The 22,122-nt window shown below is 43.9% G+C and carries 25 protein-coding genes; 24 read left to right on the top strand and 1 reads right to left on the bottom strand.

Features of this window, described 5'->3' with window-relative positions:
• The first annotated feature begins 89 nt into the window (after window positions 1–89).
• The 3 genes from D8793_RS09995 to D8793_RS09980 all read left to right on the top strand — a co-directional run bounded on the left by D8793_RS09995 (window position 90) and on the right by D8793_RS09980 (window position 3,516).
• Window positions 90–671, top strand: coding sequence for a xanthine phosphoribosyltransferase (locus D8793_RS09995; protein WP_125371737.1), 582 nt, complete (start codon window positions 90–92; stop codon window positions 669–671).
• Between the two features lies 1 nt (window position 672).
• Window positions 673–1,938: a nucleobase:cation symporter-2 family protein gene (locus D8793_RS09990; protein WP_005592204.1), complete on the top strand. Its 1,266-nt coding sequence runs from the start codon at window positions 673–675 to the stop codon at window positions 1,936–1,938.
• A gap of 237 nt (window positions 1,939–2,175) precedes the next feature.
• The gene (locus tag D8793_RS09980) at window positions 2,176–3,516 is read left to right on the top strand and encodes an MATE family efflux transporter (protein ID WP_125371736.1); all 1,341 of its coding nucleotides are present in this window, start codon (window positions 2,176–2,178) and stop codon (window positions 3,514–3,516) included.
• A 203-nt stretch (window positions 3,517–3,719) separates the two neighbouring features.
• Here D8793_RS09980 and D8793_RS09970 read toward each other — a convergent pair whose 3' ends face one another.
• Window positions 3,720–3,902 (bottom strand): 4-oxalocrotonate tautomerase, encoded by a 183-nt coding sequence (locus D8793_RS09970; RefSeq protein WP_005589823.1) that lies wholly within the window; start codon window positions 3,900–3,902, stop codon window positions 3,720–3,722.
• A 167-nt stretch (window positions 3,903–4,069) separates the two neighbouring features.
• On the opposite strand from D8793_RS09970, the gene D8793_RS09965 reads away from it, so the two are divergent.
• From D8793_RS09965 to D8793_RS09860, 21 genes are all read left to right on the top strand, one after another.
• Window positions 4,070–4,642, top strand: coding sequence for a thymidine kinase (locus D8793_RS09965; RefSeq protein ID WP_125371735.1), 573 nt, complete (start codon window positions 4,070–4,072; stop codon window positions 4,640–4,642).
• Between the two features lie 35 nt (window positions 4,643–4,677).
• Window positions 4,678–5,757 (top strand): peptide chain release factor 1, encoded by a 1,080-nt coding sequence (gene prfA / locus D8793_RS09960; RefSeq protein ID WP_125371734.1) that lies wholly within the window; start codon window positions 4,678–4,680, stop codon window positions 5,755–5,757.
• Window positions 5,757–6,587 (top strand): peptide chain release factor N(5)-glutamine methyltransferase, encoded by an 831-nt coding sequence (gene prmC, locus D8793_RS09955; RefSeq protein ID WP_125371733.1) that lies wholly within the window; start codon window positions 5,757–5,759, stop codon window positions 6,585–6,587. The genes prfA and prmC overlap by 1 nt, the downstream gene beginning before the upstream one ends.
• Window positions 6,580–7,170, top strand: a complete 591-nt coding sequence (locus D8793_RS09950) for an L-threonylcarbamoyladenylate synthase (protein WP_125371732.1) — start codon at window positions 6,580–6,582, stop codon at window positions 7,168–7,170. Before prmC ends, D8793_RS09950 begins: the two co-directional genes overlap by 8 nt.
• A 47-nt stretch (window positions 7,171–7,217) precedes the next feature.
• Complete coding sequence (glyA, locus tag D8793_RS09945; RefSeq protein WP_125371731.1) at window positions 7,218–8,480, top strand: serine hydroxymethyltransferase; 1,263 nt, start codon at window positions 7,218–7,220, stop codon at window positions 8,478–8,480.
• A 1-nt stretch (window position 8,481) separates the two neighbouring features.
• On the top strand, window positions 8,482–9,456 hold the full coding sequence (locus D8793_RS09940; RefSeq protein ID WP_125371730.1) for a nucleoid-associated protein: 975 nt from the start codon (window positions 8,482–8,484) through the stop codon (window positions 9,454–9,456).
• Entirely contained in the window at window positions 9,456–10,058 is a 603-nt protein-coding gene (locus D8793_RS09935) for a lysozyme family protein (RefSeq protein WP_125371729.1), read from the top strand. The genes D8793_RS09940 and D8793_RS09935 overlap by 1 nt, the downstream gene beginning before the upstream one ends.
• 221 nt (window positions 10,059–10,279) lie before the next feature.
• On the top strand, window positions 10,280–10,777 hold the full coding sequence (gene msrC / locus D8793_RS09930; protein WP_125371728.1) for a free L-methionine (R)-S-oxide reductase MsrC: 498 nt from the start codon (window positions 10,280–10,282) through the stop codon (window positions 10,775–10,777).
• A complete protein-coding gene (gene dnaX, locus D8793_RS09925; protein ID WP_125371727.1) occupies window positions 10,777–12,441 on the top strand; it encodes a DNA polymerase III subunit gamma/tau in 1,665 nt (554 codons plus the stop codon). Before msrC ends, dnaX begins: the two co-directional genes overlap by 1 nt.
• Before the next feature lie 38 nt (window positions 12,442–12,479).
• Window positions 12,480–12,671 carry a DUF3272 family protein gene (locus tag D8793_RS09920; RefSeq protein WP_062005208.1) on the top strand — a complete coding sequence of 64 codons (192 nt, stop codon included), beginning with the start codon at window positions 12,480–12,482 and terminating at the stop codon, window positions 12,669–12,671.
• A 210-nt stretch (window positions 12,672–12,881) separates the two neighbouring features.
• Window positions 12,882–14,165, top strand: a complete 1,284-nt coding sequence (gene aroA, locus D8793_RS09915) for a 3-phosphoshikimate 1-carboxyvinyltransferase (RefSeq protein ID WP_125371726.1) — start codon at window positions 12,882–12,884, stop codon at window positions 14,163–14,165.
• Window positions 14,158–14,634, top strand: coding sequence for a shikimate kinase (locus D8793_RS09910; RefSeq protein ID WP_125371725.1), 477 nt, complete (start codon window positions 14,158–14,160; stop codon window positions 14,632–14,634). Before aroA ends, D8793_RS09910 begins: the two co-directional genes overlap by 8 nt.
• A complete protein-coding gene (gene pheA, locus D8793_RS09905; protein ID WP_125371724.1) occupies window positions 14,631–15,479 on the top strand; it encodes a prephenate dehydratase in 849 nt (282 codons plus the stop codon). The genes D8793_RS09910 and pheA overlap by 4 nt, the downstream gene beginning before the upstream one ends.
• The gene (locus D8793_RS09900) at window positions 15,476–16,813 is read left to right on the top strand and encodes an LCP family protein (RefSeq protein WP_125371723.1); all 1,338 of its coding nucleotides are present in this window, start codon (window positions 15,476–15,478) and stop codon (window positions 16,811–16,813) included. The genes pheA and D8793_RS09900 overlap by 4 nt, the downstream gene beginning before the upstream one ends.
• A 182-nt stretch (window positions 16,814–16,995) precedes the next feature.
• On the top strand, window positions 16,996–18,357 hold the full coding sequence (gene rlmD / locus D8793_RS09895; protein WP_125371722.1) for a 23S rRNA (uracil(1939)-C(5))-methyltransferase RlmD: 1,362 nt from the start codon (window positions 16,996–16,998) through the stop codon (window positions 18,355–18,357).
• Between the two features lie 210 nt (window positions 18,358–18,567).
• Window positions 18,568–18,741: a hypothetical protein gene (locus tag D8793_RS09885; protein ID WP_003052100.1), complete on the top strand. Its 174-nt coding sequence runs from the start codon at window positions 18,568–18,570 to the stop codon at window positions 18,739–18,741.
• Window positions 18,738–19,562 (top strand): replication initiator protein A, encoded by an 825-nt coding sequence (locus D8793_RS09880; protein WP_125371720.1) that lies wholly within the window; start codon window positions 18,738–18,740, stop codon window positions 19,560–19,562. Before D8793_RS09885 ends, D8793_RS09880 begins: the two co-directional genes overlap by 4 nt.
• Before the next feature lie 155 nt (window positions 19,563–19,717).
• Window positions 19,718–21,085: a DNA (cytosine-5-)-methyltransferase gene (dcm, locus tag D8793_RS09875; protein ID WP_125371719.1), complete on the top strand. Its 1,368-nt coding sequence runs from the start codon at window positions 19,718–19,720 to the stop codon at window positions 21,083–21,085.
• Window positions 21,057–21,485 (top strand): hypothetical protein, encoded by a 429-nt coding sequence (locus D8793_RS09870; RefSeq protein ID WP_125371718.1) that lies wholly within the window; start codon window positions 21,057–21,059, stop codon window positions 21,483–21,485. The genes dcm and D8793_RS09870 overlap by 29 nt, the downstream gene beginning before the upstream one ends.
• Window positions 21,486–21,495: 10 nt before the next feature.
• The gene (locus D8793_RS09865; protein WP_125371717.1) at window positions 21,496–21,879 is read left to right on the top strand and encodes a thioredoxin domain-containing protein; all 384 of its coding nucleotides are present in this window, start codon (window positions 21,496–21,498) and stop codon (window positions 21,877–21,879) included.
• Between the two features lie 9 nt (window positions 21,880–21,888).
• On the top strand, window positions 21,889–22,122 hold the full coding sequence (locus tag D8793_RS09860; protein ID WP_125371716.1) for a helix-turn-helix domain-containing protein: 234 nt from the start codon (window positions 21,889–21,891) through the stop codon (window positions 22,120–22,122).

Here is a 22,122-nt window from a genome sequence, read left to right as displayed (position 1 = left end):
GTATCAGCCTATTTGTCATTAAAAGAAAGGACTTGCTTATCGTGGCAGGTCCTTTCATCGTTGAAGAAAGATATGTTAAGAGGAGATACATGAAAACATTAGAAGAGAGAATTCTGCAAGACGGCAACGTTTTAGGAGAAAATATTCTCAAAGTTGACTCTTTCCTGACTCATCAGGTCGATTTTTCGCTTATGAAAGAAATCGGGCAAGTATTTGCTGAGCATTTCAGGAATGCAGGCATTACAAAAGTTGTGACGATTGAGGCTTCAGGTATTGTACCGGCTGTCTACACGGCAGAAGCTTTGGGTGTTCCAATGATTTTTGCTAAAAAGTCTAAGAATATCACGATGACTGAAGGGATTTTAACGGCAGAAGTATATTCCTTTACCAAGCAGGTCACTTCAACCGTCTCCATCGCTGGCAAATTTTTGGAGTCAAGTGACAAGGTTTTGGTTATCGATGATTTCTTGGCAAATGGTCAAGCAGCCAAGGGCCTGATTAAAATCATTGAAGAAGCGGGCGCTGAAGTAGCAGCTGTTGGAATCGTGATTGAGAAATCCTTCCAAGACGGTCGAAACTTGCTAGAGGCTCAAGGACAAACAGTTCTTTCTTTGGCTCGAATTGACAGATTTGAAAATGGAAAAGTTGTATTTAGAGAGGCAGATCTATAAGATGAACTATAATGAAGAAAAACATTCACAGGCAGCCATTTTGGGTTTGCAGCATTTGTTGGCTATGTATTCCGGATCCATTCTGGTTCCAATTATGATTGCTGGGGCTTTGGGATACTCGGCTGAGCAGTTAACCTATCTGATTTCGACTGATATTTTTATGTGTGGTGTTGCCACTCTCTTGCAACTCCAGCTAAATAAATATTTTGGGATTGGTCTGCCGGTCGTGCTGGGAGTGGCCTTCCAATCCGTTGCTCCTCTGATTATCATTGGGCAGAGCCATGGTAGTGGCGCCATGTTTGGTGCCTTGATTGCATCAGGGATTTATGTTGTTCTGATCGCTGGGATTTTCTCAAAAATCGCTAATCTATTTCCTTCAGTTGTTACTGGTTCGGTCATTACGACCATTGGGTTGACCTTGATTCCAGTGGCCATTGGCAATATGGGAAATAACGTAGACAAGCCGACCGCCCAAAGTCTGATTCTAGCAGCTGTGACGGTTCTGATTATTCTTTTGATTAACATTTTTACCAAAGGTTTTATCAAATCCATCTCTATTTTGATTGGTTTGATTGTCGGTACGGGCATTGCTGGAGCCATGGGATTGGTGGATTTGACGCCAGTCGCACAGGCTCCGCTGGTCCATGTGCCAACCCCTTTCTATTTCGGAGCACCAAAGTTTGAATTTTCTTCTATCGTAATGATGTGTATCATCGCAACGGTTTCTCTAGTGGAGTCAACGGGTGTATACTTAGCTCTTTCTGACATTACCAAAGATAAAATTGATAGCACCCGCTTGCGAAATGGTTACCGAGCAGAAGGACTTGCGGTGCTGCTGGGTGGTGTCTTCAATACCTTCCCTTACACAGGGTTTTCTCAAAATGTTGGCTTGGTCAAATTATCTGGTATCAAGACGCGGTTGCCGATTTACTATGCGGCTGGTTTCTTGATTCTTCTCGGTCTTCTGCCAAAATTCGGAGCCTTGGCACAAATTATCCCAAGTCCAGTTCTTGGCGGTGCTATGCTGGTTATGTTTGGTTTTGTGTCTGTTCAGGGGATGCAAATCTTAGCGCGTGTTGACTTTGAGCACAGTGAGCATAATTTCCTCATTGCAGCGATTTCTATCTCAGCAGGTGTCGGACTCAATGGTAGCAGCCTTTTCAACAGCCTACCGACCAGCCTTCAGATGTTCTTCTCAAACGGAATTGTCATGGCCAGTCTGATTGCTATTGTCCTAAACGCTATCTTAAATCGCAAAAATAAATAAGAAAGAGAATGGGACAGAAATCGGTAATTCGTTAAAATTCGATTTCGTCGTCCCACCTCCGCACAGTTGAGTAGGGCTGTAAAAGCTGATGAAATCAGTGTAGTAGAGCCCACTCAACCCTTGCGTCTTGCTCGACAATCCAAAGACAATTGAGAGGCTAGGACTTTTGTCCCAGCCTTTTTTGACTATTGAGCTGGCTTGTAGTATAGTAAAAGAAGATTAAAAAAGGAATTCAACATGTATCAAACGTATCATTTGAAACAACGCCTAAGCTTGTTTGTTTCAATTTTTCTTCCCATCTTGATTTACCAGCTGGCAAATTTCTCGGCTTCCTTTGTTGACACGACCATGACGGGCCAATACGATACCTTGCATCTGGCGGGCGTCTCTATGGCGACCAGTCTGTGGGGGTCATTTTTCTCCTTTCTGACGGGGATTGTGTCTGCCTTGGTTCCGATTATCGGTCATCATTTGGGACAGGGGAAAGATGAAAAAATTGCCTCAGATTTTTATCAGTTCATCTATCTTTCTTTGGCATTATCGCTGATTTTATTTGCGCTGGTATTTTTGGGTGCCCCTTTGGTTTTGCAGCGTTTGGGATTAGACCCTCTGGTAAAAGATGTGGCCCAGCAATACCTTCGCTACTTGTCCATCGGTATCATTCCCTTCTTGCTTTTTAGCGTTATTCGCTCTCTCTTGGATGCTTTGGGGTTGACTCGGCTTTCTATGTATTTGATGCTCTTGCTCTTACCTTTGAATGCCAGCTTTAATTATGTTTTGATTTATGGAGCTTTTGGTTTTCCGGAAATGGGCGGAGCTGGTGCGGGACTGGGCACTTCTTTGGCTTATTGGGTTTTATTAATCATATCACTATTACTGGCCAGCAAACATCCTAAAGTCCGCCAGTATCAACTCTGGAAATTTCGTTCCTTGAACAAAGCTGGTTTGGCTGAAGGTTTTCGCTTAGGTTTGCCAATAGGAGGGACAGTCTTTGCCGAAGTTGTCATCTTTTCAATCGTCGGACTAGTGATGTCAAAATTTTCTTCTTTGATTATTGCTAGCCATCAGGCTGCCATGAATTTTTCAAACCTAATGTACGCTTTCCCTATGAGTATCTCTACAGCTATGGCCATTATCGTCTCTTATGAGCTGGGGGCTGAAAGACTTGACGATGTGAAAAAGTATTGCACTTTGGGGAGAATTGTAGCATCTGGGTTTGCGGTCTTTACCTTGATTTTTCTCTATATTTTCCGAGATAAAGTTGCCAGCCTTTATGGCTCAGATCCGGATTTTATACGTCTGACCTCAATCTTTCTGACTTTTAGCCTCTTTTTCCAATTGGCTGATACGATAGCAGCTCCTTTGCAAGGAATTTTGCGAGGCTACAAGGATACGAAAGCTCCATTTTACTTAGGCTTGCTAGCTTACTGGGGCGTTTCCTTGCCTCTGGGCTTGTTTTTAGATCAGGCTATGGACTTGGGACCGTATGGTTACTGGATTGGACTGATTGCAAGCTTGGTCATGAGTGCAATCCTTTACCAGCTGCGATTGAATTATATCCAAAAGAAGCGACGCTGAGCGTTTTCATCATAAAATTAAAAGGCTGGGACAAAAGTCCTAGCCTCTCAATTGTCTGTGGATTGTCGAGCAAGACGCAGTGGTTGAGTGGGCTCTACTAGGCTGATTTCATCAGCTTTTACAGCCCTACTCAACTGTGCGGAGGTGGGACGACGAAATCGAATTCTAACGAATTACCGATTTCTGTCCCACTCTCTTTGGTTTTATTTTGTTCGCATTTCACCTTGAGGGAAGTAAGTGCCTTCTGGCATGTCGTTGATGATGACATGGACAGCAGACTGAGGTGCGCCAGTATTTCTGACAACGGCTTCGGTGACTTCCTTAGCCAAAGCTTTCTTTTGTTCCAAGCTGCGGCCTTCAAATAAATCAATTCTGACAAATGGCATATGATTTCTCCTTTTCTTTTGCTAATCTTATTTTATCACAAATTAGGTTTTAAAGAATAGTGAATTGTGGTAAAATAATAGGAAGTACGGTCGGTCTTTCCAGCAGAGTTTATGGACAGTGCTGAAAGTCCTAGAAAGACAATACTTAGAGAGAATGTAAGAATAAAATGGCTCAGTTATATTATAAATATGGCACAATGAATTCGGGCAAGACGATTGAAATTTTGAAAGTGGCCCACAACTACGAGGAGCAGGGGAAAAGCGTGGTCATCATGACCTCAGCTGTCGATACACGTGATGGCTTTGGAGTTGTTTCCAGCCGCATCGGCATGAAGCGAGCTGCGATGGCAATCGAGGACCAGACGGATATTTTTGGCTATATCCAGCAGCTTCCTGAAAAGCCTTACTGTGTTTTGATTGATGAGGCTCAGTTTCTGAAACGCCATCATGTCTATGATTTGGCTAGGGTGGTGGATGAGCTAGATGTTCCAGTCATGGCTTTTGGTCTGAAAAATGACTTTCGTAATGAACTCTTTGAAGGCTCCAAGCACCTCTTGCTCTTGGCTGATAAGATTGACGAAATCAAAACCATTTGCCAATATTGTTCAAAAAAAGCAACCATGGTTTTGCGGACGGATAACGGGAAACCTGTCTATGATGGCGAACAGATCAAAATCGGTGGCCATGAGACCTATATTTCTGTTTGCCGCAAGCATTATTTCAATCCACCCATTAAGTAGAATGAATTAGAAAATCAAGGAGATAGATTACAAAGATGAATATTTATGACCAGTTACGGGCAGTGGAAGACCGCTATGAAGAGCTTGGAGAATTACTTAGTGACCCAGATGTGGTCTCAGACACCAAGCGTTTCATGGAGCTTTCAAAAGAAGAGGCTTCTACTCGTGATACAGTGACAGCTTATCGTGAGTATAAAAAAGTCCTGCAAAACATCACAGACGCTGAAGAAATGATAAAAGACGCTTCTGGTGATGCTGATTTGGAAGAAATGGCCAAGCAAGAGCTCAAAGATGCCAAGGCTGAAAAAGAAGCATACGAAGAAAAGCTCAAAATCTTGCTCCTTCCAAAGGATCCAAACGATGATAAGAACATCATCCTTGAAATCCGTGGAGCCGCTGGTGGAGACGAAGCAGCCCTCTTCGCTGGTGATCTTCTAACTATGTACCAAAAGTATGCGGAAGCCCAAGGCTGGCGCTTTGAAGTCATGGAAGCCTCTATGAATGGTGTCGGTGGTTTCAAAGAAGTAGTGGCTATGGTTTCAGGGCAATCCGTTTACTCTAAACTTAAGTATGAATCTGGTGCCCATCGTGTACAACGTGTTCCTGTGACAGAAAGTCAAGGCCGTGTTCATACATCGACAGCGACAGTTCTCGTCATGCCAGAAATCGAAGAAGTAGAATACGATATTGATCCAAAAGACCTTCGTGTGGACATCTACCACGCATCAGGTGCTGGTGGACAGAACGTCAACAAGGTTGCGACAGCCGTTCGTATTGTTCACTTGCCAACCAATATCAAGGTTGAGATGCAAGAAGAACGGACCCAACAGAAGAACCGTGAAAAGGCCATGAAGATTATCCGTGCGCGTGTGGCTGACCACTTTGCGCAGATTGCTCAGGATGAGCAAGACGCTGAACGTAAGTCAACGATTGGTACTGGTGACCGTTCAGAGCGGATCCGTACTTATAATTTCCCGCAAAACCGTGTCACAGACCACCGTATCGGCTTGACTCTTCAAAAGCTAGATACGATCTTGTCTGGTAAATTGGATGAAGTTGTAGATGCCTTGGTACTCTATGACCAAACGCAAAAACTAGAAGAGCTGAATAAATAATGACCCTAGCTCAATATTTAGCTGAGTTAGAGCAGGAGCTGGTAGCAGCGGGAGAAGAAGCAGAAAGCCTGTCTTTCGTTTATCGAGCTCTCAATGACCTCTCTTTTACCGACTTTGTTCTCAAGCTTCAGGCAGAGGTTAGTCAGGAAGATCGTGACCAGCTGAAAGCAATTCATGAGCAGCTGCTCGCTCATAAGCCAGCCCAGTATATCATTGGGAGCAGTGACTTTCACGGCTTGACTCTCAAGGTGGACGAGCGAGTTCTGATTCCAAGGCCTGAGACAGAGGAACTGGTGGAACTGATTTTGTCAGAAAATCTCGAAGGTTCTCTGTCTGTCTTGGATATCGGAACGGGTAGTGGGGCCATCGCTCTGGCACTGGCAAGCAGTCGTCCAGACTGGCAGATTACTGCTTCTGACCTCTCAGAAGATGCACTTGCCTTGGCGGCGGAAAACGCCCAATCCTGCGGACTTAACCTTACTTTTGTCCAATCCGATTGCATGGAAGCGTTTAGCGGGACATTTGACATCATCGTTTCCAATCCGCCCTATATTTCAGAAGCGGATAAGAATGAAGTTGGACTTAATGTTTTGACCTCAGAACCTCACATGGCCCTCTTTGCTGAGGAGGATGGCTATGCCGTCTATCGGAAAATAGCCGAGCAGGCAGGAGACTATCTGACAGAAAAAGGAAAAATATATCTGGAAATTGGTTACAAGCAAGGAGATGGCGTCAGGGAATTGCTAAAAAAATCCTTCCCTCAAAAACGAATCCGAGTCTTGAAAGATCAATTTGGAAAAGATAGAATGGTGGCGGTTGACAATGGATAAGATAGAAAAGACTCTGGCAGCAGGCGGAGCGGTTGTCCTGCCGACGGAAACGGTGTATGGCCTCTTTGCCCAAGCCTTGAACGAAGAGGCGGTTGAGCGAGTCTACGAATTAAAAAGACGACCGCGTGACAAAGCACTCAATCTCAATGTGGCTAGCTTGGAAGATATTTATGCCTTTTCCAAGAACCAGCCCAGCTATCTGGAACAAGTCTATCAAGCCTTTCTACCTGGACCACTGACTATTATCCTCCAAGCTAATGACCGAGTTCCTGCTTGGATAAACTCAGGTATGGAAACTGTGGGCTTTCGGATCCCTAAGCATCCGGTTACGCTGGACTTGATTCGCAAGTACGGTCCCTTGATTGGTCCATCCGCCAATCTTTCTGGAAAAGCCAGTGGAACTGATTTCCAGCAGATTATGATGGATTTTCAAGAGCAAGTCTCGGGAGTAGAAGATGACGCTTCCTTGACTGGTCAGGATTCAACCATTCTGGACTTGTCTGGAGAAAAGGCACGTATTTTGCGCCAAGGAGCCATTACCCGCGAGGACATTCTCGCCCAAGTAAATGATATAACATTTTAACTATTAGGAGCCTAGCGCCCTATTTTCTCAAAAAAAGGAGACACCTTATGATTTTTGACCAAGAAGACTACAAAGCATTTGACAAAGAACTCTGGGATGCCATTGCCAATGAGGAAGAGCGTCAGCAACATAATATTGAGCTGATTGCTTCAGAAAACGTCGTTTCTAAAGCTGTTATGGCGGCTCAAGGTTCTATTTTGACCAATAAATACGCTGAGGGCTACCCAGGTCGCCGCTATTATGGTGGAACAGACGTAGTGGATGTAGTGGAGAGCTTGGCAATTGAGCGCGCTAAGGAAATTTTTGGTGCCAAGTTTGCCAATGTGCAACCTCACTCAGGAAGTCAGGCCAATTGCGCAGCTTATATGGCTTTGATTGAGCCGGGCGACACTGTTATGGGCATGGATTTGTCTGCTGGCGGTCACTTGACTCACGGGGCTTCAGTCAGCTTCTCTGGCCAAACCTACAATTTTGTATCCTATAGTGTTGATCCAGAAACAGAATTACTGGACTTTGATGCCATCCTCAAGCAAGCCAAAGAGGTTCAGCCTAAGCTGATTGTGGCGGGTGCTTCAGCCTACTCTCATATCATTGACTTTTCAAAATTTCGTGAAATCGCTGATGCAGTGGGTGCCAAGCTTATGGTAGATATGGCTCACATCGCTGGCTTGGTCGCTGCTGGCCTCCATCCGAGCCCAGTGCCTTATGCGGACATCACAACTACGACGACCCACAAGACCTTGCGCGGCCCTCGCGGTGGTTTGATCTTGACAAATGATGAAGACTTAGCTAAGAAAATTAATTCAGCTATTTTCCCAGGCATTCAAGGCGGACCATTGGAGCATGTCATTGCAGCTAAGGCTGTGGCTTTTAAAGAAGTGCTTGATCCAGCTTTCAAGGTTTATGCCCAGCAGATTTTGGACAATGCCCAAGCTATGGCGCAAGTCTTCCGTCAGCATGATAAGTTCCGCGTGATTTCTGACGGTACTGAAAATCACCTGTTCTTGGTTGATGTCACTAAGGTTGTAGAAAATGGGAAAGTAGCACAAAATCTCTTGGATGAGGTCAATATCACGCTTAATAAAAACTCCATCCCTTATGAGACTTTGTCACCATTTAAGACTAGCGGTATTCGTATCGGTACAGCAGCTATTGCAGCTCGGGGTTTTGGTGTCGCAGAAAGTATCAAGGTGGCTGAGCTTATTATCAAGGCTCTGGAAAACGCTGAAAACGAAGCGGTGCTGAACCAAGTGCGGGCGGAAGTTCGTGAACTGACGGATGCTTTTCCGCTCTATGAAGGTTTGAACTAAGATGGACATTTACGTAAAAAAGGCCATCATTCATCAATTCAGTCCAGCTGATACCGAACTGCTGCTGTCGGATAAGTTTCTCAACATTACTCCAAAGATTGAGGAATACTTGCGTAAGAAAATCGAACAGGTCTATTCAGACGAGGCTAAAACAGGCATTTTCGAACCTGATAATGTCTTTTTAGCCCAGCTTTCAGACGACTTACTGGAAACATCCGTGACAGTGGCCAAACTTTGGCAGGAAGAGTTTTCGGTCAGTGAAAACCAGAAAACCAACGATCTGATTTTCGTTCAGTTTGACAAGGAAGGCGTGGAGCATTTTGCTTTTCTGCGGATTGCGCTGCGGGAAACCCTGACCCACTTGGGTGGTGAGACGGACAATCCAATCAAGCTGACGCAGAACAATCTGCCTGGCTTTGGTACAGGTGCGGACGAGGCTCTGGTCATCAATCTCCAGTCTCGCAAGTACCATCTGATTGAAAAGCGCATCAAGTACAATGGTGCCTTTCTCAACTATTTTTCGGATAATCTCTTGCAGGTCAGTCCCAAGATTTCACCAAAAAAATCTATCAAAGCTCTGGAAAAAACAGCTCAAAAGATTGCTGAAAGCTTTAACACAGACGACTTTCAGTTCCAGTCTAAGGTCAAATCCAGCATTTTCAAAAATCTGGAAGAAAATGATGAATTGTCTCCTGAAAAGTTGGCAGACGAGCTGTTTGACAGCAATCTGACAGCTCGACTTACCTTTATTGACCAAGTTAAGGAAACTGTGCCAGAGCCAATCAAGTTTGATGAGATTGACAGCAGTCGCCAGAAAAAGAAGTTCGAAAATCAAAAATTATCCCTCTCTAATGGAATAGAGCTAATCGTTCCCAATAATGTTTATCAGGATGCTGAATCCGTGGAATTTATCCAGAACGACAACGGGACCTATTCTATTCTCATCAAAAATATCGAGGATATACAAAGTAAATAATGTTTAAATTTATCAGAAGATTGATTTTGCTCATCATTCTGGCTGCCATCGCGATAAAAGGCTATCAAGTCCATCGTGATGTTAAGCAGGTTATGACCTATCAAAGCTTGGTTAGAGAAGTGCTGGACGAGCAGGACACAGCGGCTAATGAAGAGCTAGTCCTAGCCATGATCTACACAGAAACCAAGGGAAGAAACAACGACCTCATGCAGTCTAGTGAGAGTGCAACAGGCGAAATCAATTCGATTACAGACAATAAAGAAAGTGTTCGGCAAGGTATTCAGACTTTATCGGACAATCTAGAGCTGGCCAGCGAGAAAAAGGTGGATGTCTGGACGGCAGTTCAGGCCTACAATTTCGGCCAGGCTTATATCGACTATGTTGCGCAAAATGGCGGCGAGAATACGCTCGAGCTTGCAAAAAAATACTCAAAAGAAGTGGTTGCACCGAGTCTTGGCAATGTGACTGGAAAAACCTATTCATACTATAATATACTTTCTATTTTTTACGGCCCCAAGCTTTATATTAATGGTGGAAATTACTACTATTCGCGTCAGGTACGACTAAATATGTACCTTATCCGCTTTATGGGGTGGCTGTAAACAGATGAGTTGAGCATAGATCGCCTTTCTATAGGAATAAGAGGCTGGGATGGATAATCTCAGTTTCTTATTTTTGAATAAAGAAAAATAAGGATTAGGTCTCTCTTTTGTAGCGGTCAGAATAAGAAAATGTTTTTCAAATTGAAGCTCGGACTAGAAAAGAAGCTAAAAAGTTTTGATTTTTTCTTCTGTAGGACGTGCTTTTTGATATAATAGAAAGTATGAATAAAAGGGAAAAAATTTCAAATTATCAACTATTACTGGCTCAGCTGGAAGCCTTGTTGGAGGGTGAGACCAACGCTTTGGCCAATCTTTCTAATGCTAGCGCCCTGCTCAATCAAGCCCTGCCCAATTCGGTTTTTACTGGTTTCTATCTTTTTGATGGGAACGAGCTGATTCTGGGGCCTTTTCAAGGCGGTGTTTCCTGTGTCCATATTGCCTTAGGTAAGGGAGTCTGTGGGGAATCTGCTGAGAAAGAGCAGACGATTATCGTAGATGATGTGACCCAGCATGCCAACTATATCTCTTGTGATAGCCGTGCTAAGAGCGAGATTGTGGTGCCCATGGTAAAAGATGGCCACCTTTTGGGAGTGCTAGATTTGGACTCAGCCTTGACGGGTGATTATGATAAGGTAGATCAGGAATATCTAGAAAAGTTTGTTCAGATTTTGCTTGAAAAAACGACTTGGAATTTTGAAATGTTTGGAGAAAAAGCCTAATGTATCAAGCTTTATATCGAAAGTACCGCAGTCAGACCTTTGGTCAGCTAGTGGGGCAGCAGGTAGTAGCCACCACCCTGCGTCAGGCTGTGGAGCAAGGCAAAATCAGCCATGCCTATCTCTTTTCTGGTCCGCGTGGAACAGGGAAGACTAGTGTTGCCAAGATTTTTGCCAAGGCTATGAACTGTCCGAATCAAAAGGACGGTGAGCCCTGCAATGACTGCTATATCTGTCAGGCTATCACTGAGGGAAGCCTTGAAGACGTCATCGAAATCGACGCTGCTTCAAATAATGGGGTAGATGAGATTCGTGACATTCGGGACAAGTCAACCTATGCACCCAGTCTTGCCAAGCACAAGGTCTATATCATTGACGAGGTCCACATGCTCTCGACTGGGGCCTTTAACGCCTTGCTCAAGACCTTGGAAGAGCCAACCGAAAATGTGGTCTTTATCCTAGCGACGACAGAGCTGCATAAGATTCCAGCGACCATTCTTTCTCGTGTTCAGCGATTTGAGTTTAAGTCTATCAAGACGCAGGACATCATTGGTCATATTGAGTGGATTCTGGAGCAGGAAGGCATTGATTTTGAGCAAGAAGGTGTGCAGATTATTGCCCGTCGAGCTGAGGGCGGTATGCGAGATGCCTTGTCTATCCTCGATCAGGCTCTTAGCTTGACCCAAGAAAATCGTTTGACTACTGATATTGCTGAAGAGATCACAGGCTCTATCAGCTTAGGTGCCTTGGATGCCTATGTAGCAGCCTTGATTGCTCATGATGCAGTAGCAGCCTTGGATAATCTCAATTTGATTTTTGATAGCGGCAAAAACATGGCCCGTTTTGTGACGGACCTCCTGCAATATCTGCGTGACTTGATTATTGTCAAAACTGGCGGGGAAAATCATCATGCCAGCGAGCTCTTTCTGGAAAATCTCAAGACACCGCAGGACACTCTCTTTGCCATGATCGAAATGGCGACCAAGAGTTTGGCAGACATCAAGAACAGCCTGCAGCCCAAGATTTATACAGAAATGATGACCATTCGACTGGCTGAGGAAAAAGCAAGCTCGGATCAGATTCCTGACAACTTGGTAGAGGAACTGTCTAATCTCAAGCAGGAAATTCAAGAGCTTAAGCAACAATTAGCCAACTTTGGCAGTCAGCCAACTCCAGCAGCTAAGAAATCGGAGGCACGACCTCAGAAGGCTAAGACCTATCGCGTAGACCGCAATAAGGTCAATGCCATCTTGGAAGAAGCGGTGGAAAATCCTGACTTGGCTCGCAGCAATTTGACCAAGCTGCAAAATGCTTGGGGTGAAATCATCGAGAGTCTGGCAGGAGCGGACAAGGCGCTGCTTATTGGTTCGCAGCCAGTTGCAGCCAATGAAAACCATGCTATTTTAGCTTTTGAGTCTCATTTCAACGCTGAGCAGACCATGAAAAGAGAAAATCTCAATACCATGTTTGGAAATCTGCTGAGCAATGCTGCTGGCTTTTCACCAGATATTCTGGCTATTTCTCTCGAGGACTGGACTCAGATTCGGGCAGAATTTTCAGCTAGAAGTCGTAGCAATAAAGCAGAAGCAGCTGAAAAGCAGGAAGAAAGTTTGATACCGGAAGGCTTTGATTTTCTAGCGGAAAAAATCACCGTTCAGGATGATTGAATTTAGATTTTTATGATTTTTCATGCTATAATGGAAGAATGAATAGACGACAATTTATTGTAATGGCGGCTTTTACAGCCTTAGAAACGTACTTTTTTAATAAATCAATCATGTCTGAAGACTATCTGATGGCTATTTTCTGGGCTATCTTGATTGGTCGCAATTTGCAGATTAGCTATGTGATGGGGCGGATTATGGATGAGATTGATAAGCATTTAGGACACAAATAATGGCTAAATCAGAGAATGACTAGAGTAAGAGTCTGGCATTCTCGTGGTTTTGACAAGGAATAAAGGGAGGCTGATAGACGAGTGTCGCAGCCTCTTTTATCATGTAGAAAAGTAGAAAGAAGGAAGAAGTCGGAATGAATACAAGAATTTTTTAGAAAATTGCTATTTTTATGATAAAATAGAAGTTAGTAGCAATTGAAAGGGGCATCTATGAAGTTAAGAACAAAGGCAAAAGGTCTGAATGGTCGCATCCGTGTGCCAGGCGACAAATCTATTAGTCACCGTTCGATTATGTTCGGGAGCTTGGCCAAGGGCCTTACAGTGGTTCACGATATTTTGAGAGGTGAGGATGTCCTTTCTACGATGCAGGTCTTTCGCGATTTAGGCATCAAGATAGAGGATGATGGAAAGACTGTCAAGATCCACGGTGTTGGGTTTGATGGTCTCAAGGCGCCGCACAATAAATTAGACATGGGAAATTCAGGAACCTCTATCCGCTTGATTTCGGGTGTTTTGGCAGGTCAGGATTTTGCAGCAGAGATGTTTGGGGATGATAGTTTGTCCAAGCGTCCGATGGATCGGGTGACCCTGCCTCTTAGTCAGATGGGTGTGGATATTTGGGGTCAGACAGAACGAGATTTACCGCCACTTCACATCCATGGAAGAAAAGATTTAAAGCCTATCCATTATCAGCTGCCAGTGGCTTCCGCTCAGGTCAAATCAGCCTTGATTTTTGCGGCTTTACAGGCTCAAGGCGAGTCAATCATTATTGAAAAGGAAATTACCCGTAACCATACAGAAGATATGATTGTCCAATTTGGCGGTCAAATTGAGGTCAAGGGTAAGGAAATCCGTGTGCAGGGTGGTCAGACCTTTACAGGACAAGAAGTGAGAGTGCCTGGTGATATTTCCAGCGCAGCCTTCTGGCTGGTTGCAGGTTTGATTCTGCCCCAGTCCAAAATCGTCCTTGAAAATGTAGGAATCAATGAAACTCGGACAGGGATTCTTGATGTTATCAAGGCAATGGGCGGTAAGATGACCCTTTCTAATATAGATGAGGTGGCCAAATCCGCTACGATTACAGTTGAGACTTCTGAGCTGAAGGGAACGGAGATTGGCGGAGAAATTATTCCGCGCTTGATAGACGAGCTTCCGATAATTGCCCTTTTAGCGACCCAAGCTGAGGGCAGAACGGTAATCCGAGATGCAGAGGAGTTAAAAGTCAAAGAAACCGATCGGATTCAGGTTGTTGCAGATGCTTTAAATAGCATGGGAGCAACCATTACTCCCACAGCAGATGGCATGATTATCGATGGAAAAACGCCTCTTCATGGTGCAACCATCAATACATTCGGCGATCATCGTATTGGAATGATGGCAGCCATTGCGGCTCTATTAGTTTCGGATGGAGAGGTGGAGCTGGAGCGGGCAGAGGCTATCAATACCAGCTATCCAAGCTTCTTTTCAGACTTGGAGGGCTTGGTGAATGGCTAAGATTTTACTTGGCTTCATGGGAGCGGGAAAATCAACGATTGCGAGATCCTTGTCAGCAGATTTTCTGGATATGGACGAGCTGATTGTTCAAAAAATCGGCATGTCCATCCAAGAGTATTTTGCCCAATATGGTGAGCCAGCCTTTCGAAAAATTGAAGCTGAAGTCCTGGCTGAGTGTATCCAGCAGGATATCGTGCTTTCTACAGGCGGCGGTGTCGTCTTGAGCCCCCAAAACCGTGACTTATTAGCTAAAAATCCCCAAAATATTTATCTGAAAGCTGACTTTGAGACCCTTTTTCGCCGGATTGAGCAAGATCAGGAAAATCAGCGCCCCTTGTATCTGACCAAGAGCAAAGCAGATTTGCAAGAGATTTTTGAACAACGGCAGGCTCTCTATGAGGCGGTCGCGACACAAACAATTGACGTGGTAGGAAAAACGCCACAAGAAATTATTGAGGAAATTCAATGAAAGTAGCTTTTTTAGGACCCAAGGGATCTTTTTCCCACCATGTTGCCCGAGAAGCCTTTCCCCAAGCAGACTTGGTGCCCTACCAAAATATCACAGAAGTGATGAAGGCCTATGAAGGGAAAGAGGTGGATTATTCAGTTGTTCCCGTGGAAAATTCGATTGAAGGAAGTGTCCATGAGACCTTGGATTATCTTTTCCATCAGGCTGATATTCAAGCGGTAGCAGAGATTGTTCAGCCCATTAAGCAGCAGCTATTGGCGACCAGCTTAGATAAGCCTATTGAAAAAGTCTTTTCCCATCCTCAGGCGCTTGCTCAGGGGAAGGGCTATATTCGCCAGCATTATCCAGAAGCAGCAATAGAAATCACAGCTAGTACAGCCTATGCGGCTCGCTTTGTAGCAGAGCATCCTGACCAACCTTTTGCCGCTATCGCACCGCGGACTGCGGCAGTCGAGTATGGTTTGCAAGTGGTGGCTCAGGATATTCAGGAAATGGAGGAAAATTTCACTCGTTTCTGGATTTTGGGACAAACCACCCCTGCTCTTAAGCTTGTAAAGCAAGAGGAAAAGCAGAGTTTGGCTCTGACTTTACCGGATAATCTGCCCGGTGCATTGTATAAGGCACTATCAACCTTTGCCTGGCGCGGTATTGACTTGACAAAGATTGAAAGTCGCCCTCTTAAAACAGCCCTAGGGGAATATTTCTTTATTATTGATATTGATAATGAACGGAAAGAATTAGTGGATTTCGCTTACCAAGAGCTTGCTACACTTGGTATCACCTTTAAAATTATAGGAAGTTATCCCGTTTTTCAAATTCAGGATTATAGATTGGAGCAGAGATGAGAGAAACAGAAAATCTTAGTCGACACGAGCAGTTAAGGCTGGATTATCTCCATACAAACTATTACTATCTTAACGAACATGAAAAAGAGGAGTATAATTACCTCCGCCAAAAGTCGAAAGGACGGCCAGATGCTGCGCAAAAGGCGTCTACTAGGGAGAATGTGCAGGCTTCATCGGAAGATCCGAAGACGGACTCATCCGGTTTGTTACCCAAATACCCGGGTAAAGGTTCTCTTAGCAGAAGTCAAAAGAATTCTCGCACTTCTTCAAAGCAAGAAGCGAAAAAATCAACTCAGAAGACTCCGAGAACCTACAAAAAAATTCGTCCTAAGCGCGTGCTGATGTGGCTCCTGATTTTTGTGCTTTTGGTTGTTTCTGGCATGCTCTTTATGTTTTTTAAAGGCTTAAATACAGCGAGACCAGGAAATCTCAAAGCAGCTGATGTTGAGTACTTTGATGGTCATGATGCTCGAGATGGGATCAATATTCTTGTTTTAGGGACGGATGGCCGAATTGGAGAAAATTCAACGGAGACTCGGACCGACTCAATTATGGTCTTGAACGTTGGCAATAAAGACCATAAAATGAAGTTAGTCAGCTTTATGCGTGATACCTTGATTCATATTGACGGTGTCAGCAATTCCTATACGGAGCCAACGGATGATGATTATTATGATCAAAAATTGAACTCCGCCTATACTTTTGGTGAACAAGACAATCATCGTGGAGCTGAGGCAGTTCGTCAAGCTTTGAAAGATAACTTCGATATTGACATTAAATACTATGCTCTAGTGGACTTTAACACCTTTGCGACTGCAATTGACACCCTCTTTCCAAATGGTGTATTCATGGATGCTAAATTTTCGACGATTGATGGCGAAAAAGTCACAGAAGTGGAAGTTCCAGATGATTTAAACATGAAGGATGGAGTGGTTCCTACTCAAACCATCAAGGTTGGTCGTCAGCACATGGACGGGCGAACGCTCTTAAACTATGCCCGTTTCCGTAAGGACGATGAGGGTGACTTTGGACGTACACGCCGTCAGCAAGAAGTTTTAACTGCTATCATGCAGCAGATAAAAGACCCTACGAAGCTTTTTACAGGATCTGAAGCATTAGGAAAAGTTTTTGCCTTGACCTCGACCAATGTACCTCAGAGTTTTATTTGGTCACAAGGCTTATCTTTGGTGCTTGATTCACGCAATGGGATAGAGCGCCTTACTATACCAGAACTAGGTGACTGGACGGATACCTATGATATGTATGGTGGTCAAGGGCTCCTGATTGATTTTGAAGCCTATAAAGAAAGATTGAAACAAATGGGATTAAGATAGGGCTCTTATGATATAATGGGAAGTGGCAGATTTTGTCTCTTCCCTTTCTTTTTGGAAAATAGCAGAGCAGAAATATGTGCATCTTTTCCAGTAGGAAGAAAGAAATAAACAGTAGAAAATCCTGTGATTCCCTGCTTTAGTATCATTGCAGTTGAACGTAGGATTGATTAGAAAGTAAAGAAATGTTAAAAAAGAACGATATTATTGAAGTAGAAATTGTAGATCTGAGTCATGAGGGAGCGGGTGTGGCCAAGGTAGACGGCCGCGTCTTTTTCATTGAAAATGCCCTGCCGAGTGAAGTGATTCGCATGCGCGTCCTCAAGGTCAATAAAAAAATCGGCTTTGGCCGAGTTGAGGAATTTGTGAAAAAGTCTGACCAGCGCAATGAGCATGTTGATTTGGCCTATCTGCGGACTGGGATTGCTGATTTAGGACACTTGGCTTACCCAGCCCAGCTAGCTTTTAAAGGCAAGCAAGTGCAGGACTGTCTCTATAAAATTGCTGGCATTTTGGACGTAGAAGTGATGGAGACACTGGGCATGGATCAGCCACTGGCCTACCGTAATAAAGCCCAAGTGCCAGTCCGTCGTGTCAATGGCCAGCTGGAAACTGGCTTTTTCCGGAAAAATTCCCATGACCTCCTACCGATTGAGGACTTTTATATTCAGGATCCAGTTATTGACCAAGTCATCGTTTTTGCGCGCGACTTGCTGCGTCGCTTCGACCTCAAGCCCTACGATGAGAAGGAGGGCACTGGTTTGATCCGCAATTTGGTTGTCCGCCGTGGCCATTATTCGGGTGAAATCATGGTCATTTTGGTGACCAGTCGGCCTAAGATTTTCCGAGTGGAGCAGTTAATTGAGCGCTTGACAGAGGCTTTCCCAGCTATCAAGTCCATCATGCAAAATATCAACGACCAGCCGGGCAATGCGATCTTTGGTCGGGAATTCCGAACACTCTACGGCCAAGACTTTATCACTGACAGCATGCTGGGCAAGCAGTTCCAGATTGCTGCGCCAGCCTTTTACCAAGTCAATACCGAGATGGCAGAGAAGCTTTATCAGACGGCCTTTGACTTTGCTGATTTTAAAAAAGAGGATATTGTGCTCGATGCCTACTCGGGTATCGGCACCATTGGTCTGTCGCTGGCTGACCGAGTCCAGCAGGTCTATGGAGTCGAGGTCATTCCTGAGGCCGTGGAAAATAGTCAGCGCAACGCAGAACTCAACGGCATCACCAATGCCAGCTATGTTTGCGCCCCTGCAGAACAAGCCATCCAAACTTGGCTGAATCAGGGAATCAAGGCGGATGTCATCCTAGTCGATCCGCCGCGCAAGGGCTTGACAGAAAGCTTTATCACTTCCAGTGTCAGCATGGAGCCCCAGCGGATAGTCTATATCTCCTGCAATCCTGCCACCATGGCGCGTGATATCAAACTCTATCAAGAGCTGGGCTACGAACTGAAGAAAGTCCAGCCAGTGGATCTGTTTCCTCAAACGCACCACGTGGAGTGCGTAGTGTTGCTACAACGAAGAAAAGGGTAAGAATCCTTTATTTTAAGCACTTTTTCAAGCATTTTGTCTTTATTGAAAAGAGTGATTTTGACATAAAAAAGGTGCAAAAAAAGTATATTGATGTGAACGTCTGTTTGGATGTCGACTGCGTAGACAAAAAAGAGATACGTCAGTAATAAATTAACTCAACGAGAACATTTTAATAAGTGTTCTCGCTTTTTTATTTTCAGGAGGAAAAGCATGCAAAAGGAAGAACAGTCATCGCGGCAAATCGTGATGTGCCATCTCATGGCTATCATGGGAATAAATATTGAGAAAGCAACTCAGTTAATTGCTGAAATGGAAGAGTCAGGGCTAATTCAATTTGATGAGTTAGGAAATGTTGGTTTATTAGTGTTGGAGGGACAATCATGAAACGTATCACCGCAAATCATTACCAAACATCAGAGCGTTACTATAAGCTCCCAAAACTCTTATTTGAAAGTGACCGATATAAGGACATGAAACTTGAAGTTAAAGTAGCTTATGCTGTCTTAAAAGACCGTTTGGAGTTATCTTTGAGTAGAGGTTGGATAGATGAGGATGGGGCCATCTATTTGGTTTATTCCAACTCAAAACTTATGACACTTCTTGGTTGTTCCAAGTCAAAGTTGCTGACGATAAAGAAAACATTACGTGAGTATGGCTTGATAGATGAAGTCCAACAGTCTTCCAGTGAAAAAGGACGCTTGGCCAATAAGATTTACTTAGGGGAGCTAGAACATGAACCTACCCCCGTCTTAAATTCAGACGGGGGTAGTGTTCAAAAAACACTAGGGGGGTGTCAAAATCAGCCGGGGCCGGTCTTAAATTCAGCCACTAGTGAGACTGAAGTTAGTGAGACTAATAATAGTGAAACTAAAGGGAGTGAGTCTGTCATTGAGGACGAGGAGGAGACAGAAAATCTAACAAGTAAGAAAAGCGAAAATGAACATTTTCATAGTAAGGTGGAGCAAGTCACAAGATATGACAGAGATTACATTTGGGGACAGGTTCATGACCAGTTGAGACAAGTTGGATTATCACAGGCAGCTAGTGACTATGCCATGATTCATTTTGACCACCGCTACAAATATGCTTTGGAACACATGAGGTTTGCGGCTAAGGCAGAAACGATAGCGGAATACGTTTTTAATGGCATATTAGCCGAATGGACCAAGGGACAACGCTTAAACGAACTAAAAGGAGGTGAGTAGATGTTTTGGTGGATTTTATTAGGGATTTTGGGACTAGGAATGATTTGGCTCATTATTGAGGTCATCACTGCCCCAGAAATGGAAGATCATTATTAAGCAAGGGCGTTACGGAAGAAGTAATGTCCTTTTATTTTTGCCAGAAAGGAATGAGAGACATGAAGTTTTTAGATTTGTTTGCAGGAATTGGAGGCTTTCGATTGGGTTTAACTAATCAGGGCCATGAGTGTATTGGCTTTTGTGAAATTGACAAGTTTGCGAGGAAATCTTACAAGGCCATCTATAAGACCGAAGGAGAAATAGAATTTCATGATATTAGACAAGTTACAGACCAAGACTTTAGACAACTTAGAGGGCAAGTGGACATCATCTGTGGGGGCTTCCCTTGCCAAGCATTTTCACTCGCAGGAAGACGATTGGGATTTGAGGATACTAGAGGAACTCTGTTCTTTGAGATTGCTCGAGCGGCCAAACAGATCCAACCACGTTTTCTATTCTTGGAAAACGTCAAAGGCTTACTCAGTCACGACAAGGGAGAGACATTTCGAACAATCCTCACCACATTGGATGAGTTGGGGTATGATGTCGAATGGCAGGTGCTTAACAGTAAAGATTTCCAAGTGCCACAAAACCGTGAAAGAATTTTTATTATCGGACATTCTAGAAGATACCGTTCCCGATTCTTATTTCCTCTCAGAAGAGAAAGTAGCTCAACTTGTCTTGAGCGATTAGGTAATATCAATCCGTCAGTAAAAGGCATGAATGGGGAGGTTTATCTAACCAGCGGTTTAGCACCAACCCTAACAAGAGGAAAAGGAGAAGGGACAAAAATTGCCATTCCAGTATTAACCCCAGATAGGTTAGAAAAACGCCAACATGGCAGACGCTTTAAGGACAATCAAGAGCCTATGTTTACCTTAACTAGCCAAGATAGACATGGAGTGGTCGTCGCAGGAACCTTACCAACGTCTTTTTTGCAAACTGGACGAGTCTATGACCTTTCAGGTATTTCTCCAACACTGACTACCATGCAGGGAGGTGATAAAGTTCCTAAGATTCTTTATCGTGAAGAAGCACCGAATTTAAAAATTAGGGAAGCCACCAAACTAGGCTATGCCAAGGCAACTATTGAAGATTCTGTCAACCTTGCTTACCTAGAGTCTACCAAACGTAGAGGGCGAGTAGGAAAGGGAATATCAAATACCTTGACCACCTCTGATAACATGGGAGTGGTCGTAGCTGCTTTAGAGTACCGTAAGGACAAGTGGTATGAAGTGACTGGGCTTGTCTTAGACGGAAAACTTTATCGTTTGATTATCAGACGCTTAACACCTAGAGAGTGTTTTAGACTTCAAGGATTTCCTGATTGGGCTTATGAAAGGGCAGAGACTGTATCCAGTAAAAGTCAGTTATACAAACAGGCCGGAAATAGCGTGACCGTCACCGTTATTGAAGCTATTGCTAGAGAATTTAGAAAGATTGAAGAGGAAGAAGAACATGAAATTATTACACACGAAGAGTATTAGGGAGTGCACAGAACTGGAAGAAGCCATTCATCAAGCAGAAGTGGATAACATCATGAATTTAGTTTTTGCGTTACCAGATTATGACTGTGAGCTTTCAATAACCTATATTGACGACTATCATAAAAATCATTGGTCGCCTTACTTTTTAGAGTCTAACTTGCATCGTGTAGAAGAGTTACTCCAAAATGAAGACCTTAAAAATGGAGTGGATGTCTTTGTAACTGAAGAGAACGACCTTGCCTTTAAAGCCTATGGTCAAAGCTACACCTATCAGGAGAGTGGTGGTGTCTTAACGGCTCTAGTGACTGTGACATGTTTTGGTGAAGGTAGGGCAGCCATTGATATGAGTAAGGTCTTTATCCCACCAACTCAAGCATTACAGAAGAATTTATCCATGTAGGAGGGGAGCGATGCTAGAGATTTATTTAAGCCGAAACACCAGTCGGAATCAGAAGCTCCAGTCTTTCTGTGACTCACATGGTATCTCCTACACATGTAAAGCAGTAAGTCATATGTCACGTGAAGAATTATTGGGGTTGTTTACTAAAAGCAGTGATTGTTTTGAGTTACTAGTTCCGTCCTTTCAACGCTTTAAGCGCCACAGGGAAATGACATTGAGTGAATTGATCACGTTGGTTCTACGGAAACCAGACCAGAACTTGCGATTACCTCTCGTAGTTTCTCAACAGAAAGTCTACCCTGATCTCACACTAGACGAAGCGAGAACCTTTCTACCAAGAACGCATAAGGTAGTGTCGTTCCGAGAATGCCTCTATAAGCAGCTGACAGATTAAGGAGGAGCTATGAACGAACGCTTTTGGGAAAATTTAGAAAGCCTTGTTTTGGAAAAGGGTATGACATGGGCTGACCTTGCTCGAAAGATGTTTAAGGGACAATACGTATACCCTAGTGAGTTTAACCGTCTCTACCAAACCTTTCGTCACTACAAATCTCATCGCCTGATGCCACAAGTGAAATGGGTGGAGAAAATAGTGAGTGTTTTAGAGATTGACTATGAAGATTTGTTTAGGAGGTAG

The organism is Streptococcus cristatus (assembly GCF_003943465.1).
GTDB classification, from domain to species: Bacteria; Bacillota; Bacilli; order Lactobacillales; family Streptococcaceae; genus Streptococcus; species Streptococcus cristatus_C.
Note: the sequence above shows the minus strand (reverse complement) of the source record. Positions and strands in the feature narration are given on the sequence as shown.

Bases quoted from the DNA above. Each gene is read 5' to 3' on its own strand.
- dnaX (WP_125371727.1), top strand. From the start codon at position 10,777: ATGTATCAAGCTTTATATCGAAAGTACCGCAGTCAGACCTTTGGTCAG.
- dcm (WP_125371719.1), top strand. From the start codon at position 19,718: ATGAAGTTTTTAGATTTGTTTGCAGGAATTGGAGGCTTTCGATTGGGT.
- D8793_RS09940 (WP_125371730.1), top strand. From the start codon at position 8,482: ATGGACATTTACGTAAAAAAGGCCATCATTCATCAATTCAGTCCAGCT.
- D8793_RS09880 (WP_125371720.1), top strand. From the start codon at position 18,738: ATGAAACGTATCACCGCAAATCATTACCAAACATCAGAGCGTTACTAT.
- D8793_RS09860 (WP_125371716.1), top strand. From the start codon at position 21,889: ATGAACGAACGCTTTTGGGAAAATTTAGAAAGCCTTGTTTTGGAAAAG.
- D8793_RS09990 (WP_005592204.1), top strand. From the start codon at position 673: ATGAACTATAATGAAGAAAAACATTCACAGGCAGCCATTTTGGGTTTG.
- prfA (WP_125371734.1), top strand. From the start codon at position 4,678: ATGAATATTTATGACCAGTTACGGGCAGTGGAAGACCGCTATGAAGAG.
- prmC (WP_125371733.1), top strand. From the start codon at position 5,757: ATGACCCTAGCTCAATATTTAGCTGAGTTAGAGCAGGAGCTGGTAGCA.
- D8793_RS09970 (WP_005589823.1), bottom strand. From the start codon at position 3,902: ATGCCATTTGTCAGAATTGATTTATTTGAAGGCCGCAGCTTGGAACAA.
- aroA (WP_125371726.1), top strand. From the start codon at position 12,882: ATGAAGTTAAGAACAAAGGCAAAAGGTCTGAATGGTCGCATCCGTGTG.
- D8793_RS09980 (WP_125371736.1), top strand. From the start codon at position 2,176: ATGTATCAAACGTATCATTTGAAACAACGCCTAAGCTTGTTTGTTTCA.
- D8793_RS09870 (WP_125371718.1), top strand. From the start codon at position 21,057: ATGAAATTATTACACACGAAGAGTATTAGGGAGTGCACAGAACTGGAA.
- rlmD (WP_125371722.1), top strand. From the start codon at position 16,996: ATGTTAAAAAAGAACGATATTATTGAAGTAGAAATTGTAGATCTGAGT.
- D8793_RS09885 (WP_003052100.1), top strand. From the start codon at position 18,568: ATGCAAAAGGAAGAACAGTCATCGCGGCAAATCGTGATGTGCCATCTC.
- D8793_RS09935 (WP_125371729.1), top strand. From the start codon at position 9,456: ATGTTTAAATTTATCAGAAGATTGATTTTGCTCATCATTCTGGCTGCC.
- D8793_RS09965 (WP_125371735.1), top strand. From the start codon at position 4,070: ATGGCTCAGTTATATTATAAATATGGCACAATGAATTCGGGCAAGACG.
- msrC (WP_125371728.1), top strand. From the start codon at position 10,280: ATGAATAAAAGGGAAAAAATTTCAAATTATCAACTATTACTGGCTCAG.
- pheA (WP_125371724.1), top strand. From the start codon at position 14,631: ATGAAAGTAGCTTTTTTAGGACCCAAGGGATCTTTTTCCCACCATGTT.
- D8793_RS09920 (WP_062005208.1), top strand. From the start codon at position 12,480: ATGAATAGACGACAATTTATTGTAATGGCGGCTTTTACAGCCTTAGAA.
- D8793_RS09995 (WP_125371737.1), top strand. From the start codon at position 90: ATGAAAACATTAGAAGAGAGAATTCTGCAAGACGGCAACGTTTTAGGA.
- D8793_RS09950 (WP_125371732.1), top strand. From the start codon at position 6,580: ATGGATAAGATAGAAAAGACTCTGGCAGCAGGCGGAGCGGTTGTCCTG.
- D8793_RS09865 (WP_125371717.1), top strand. From the start codon at position 21,496: ATGCTAGAGATTTATTTAAGCCGAAACACCAGTCGGAATCAGAAGCTC.
- glyA (WP_125371731.1), top strand. From the start codon at position 7,218: ATGATTTTTGACCAAGAAGACTACAAAGCATTTGACAAAGAACTCTGG.
- D8793_RS09900 (WP_125371723.1), top strand. From the start codon at position 15,476: ATGAGAGAAACAGAAAATCTTAGTCGACACGAGCAGTTAAGGCTGGAT.
- D8793_RS09910 (WP_125371725.1), top strand. From the start codon at position 14,158: ATGGCTAAGATTTTACTTGGCTTCATGGGAGCGGGAAAATCAACGATT.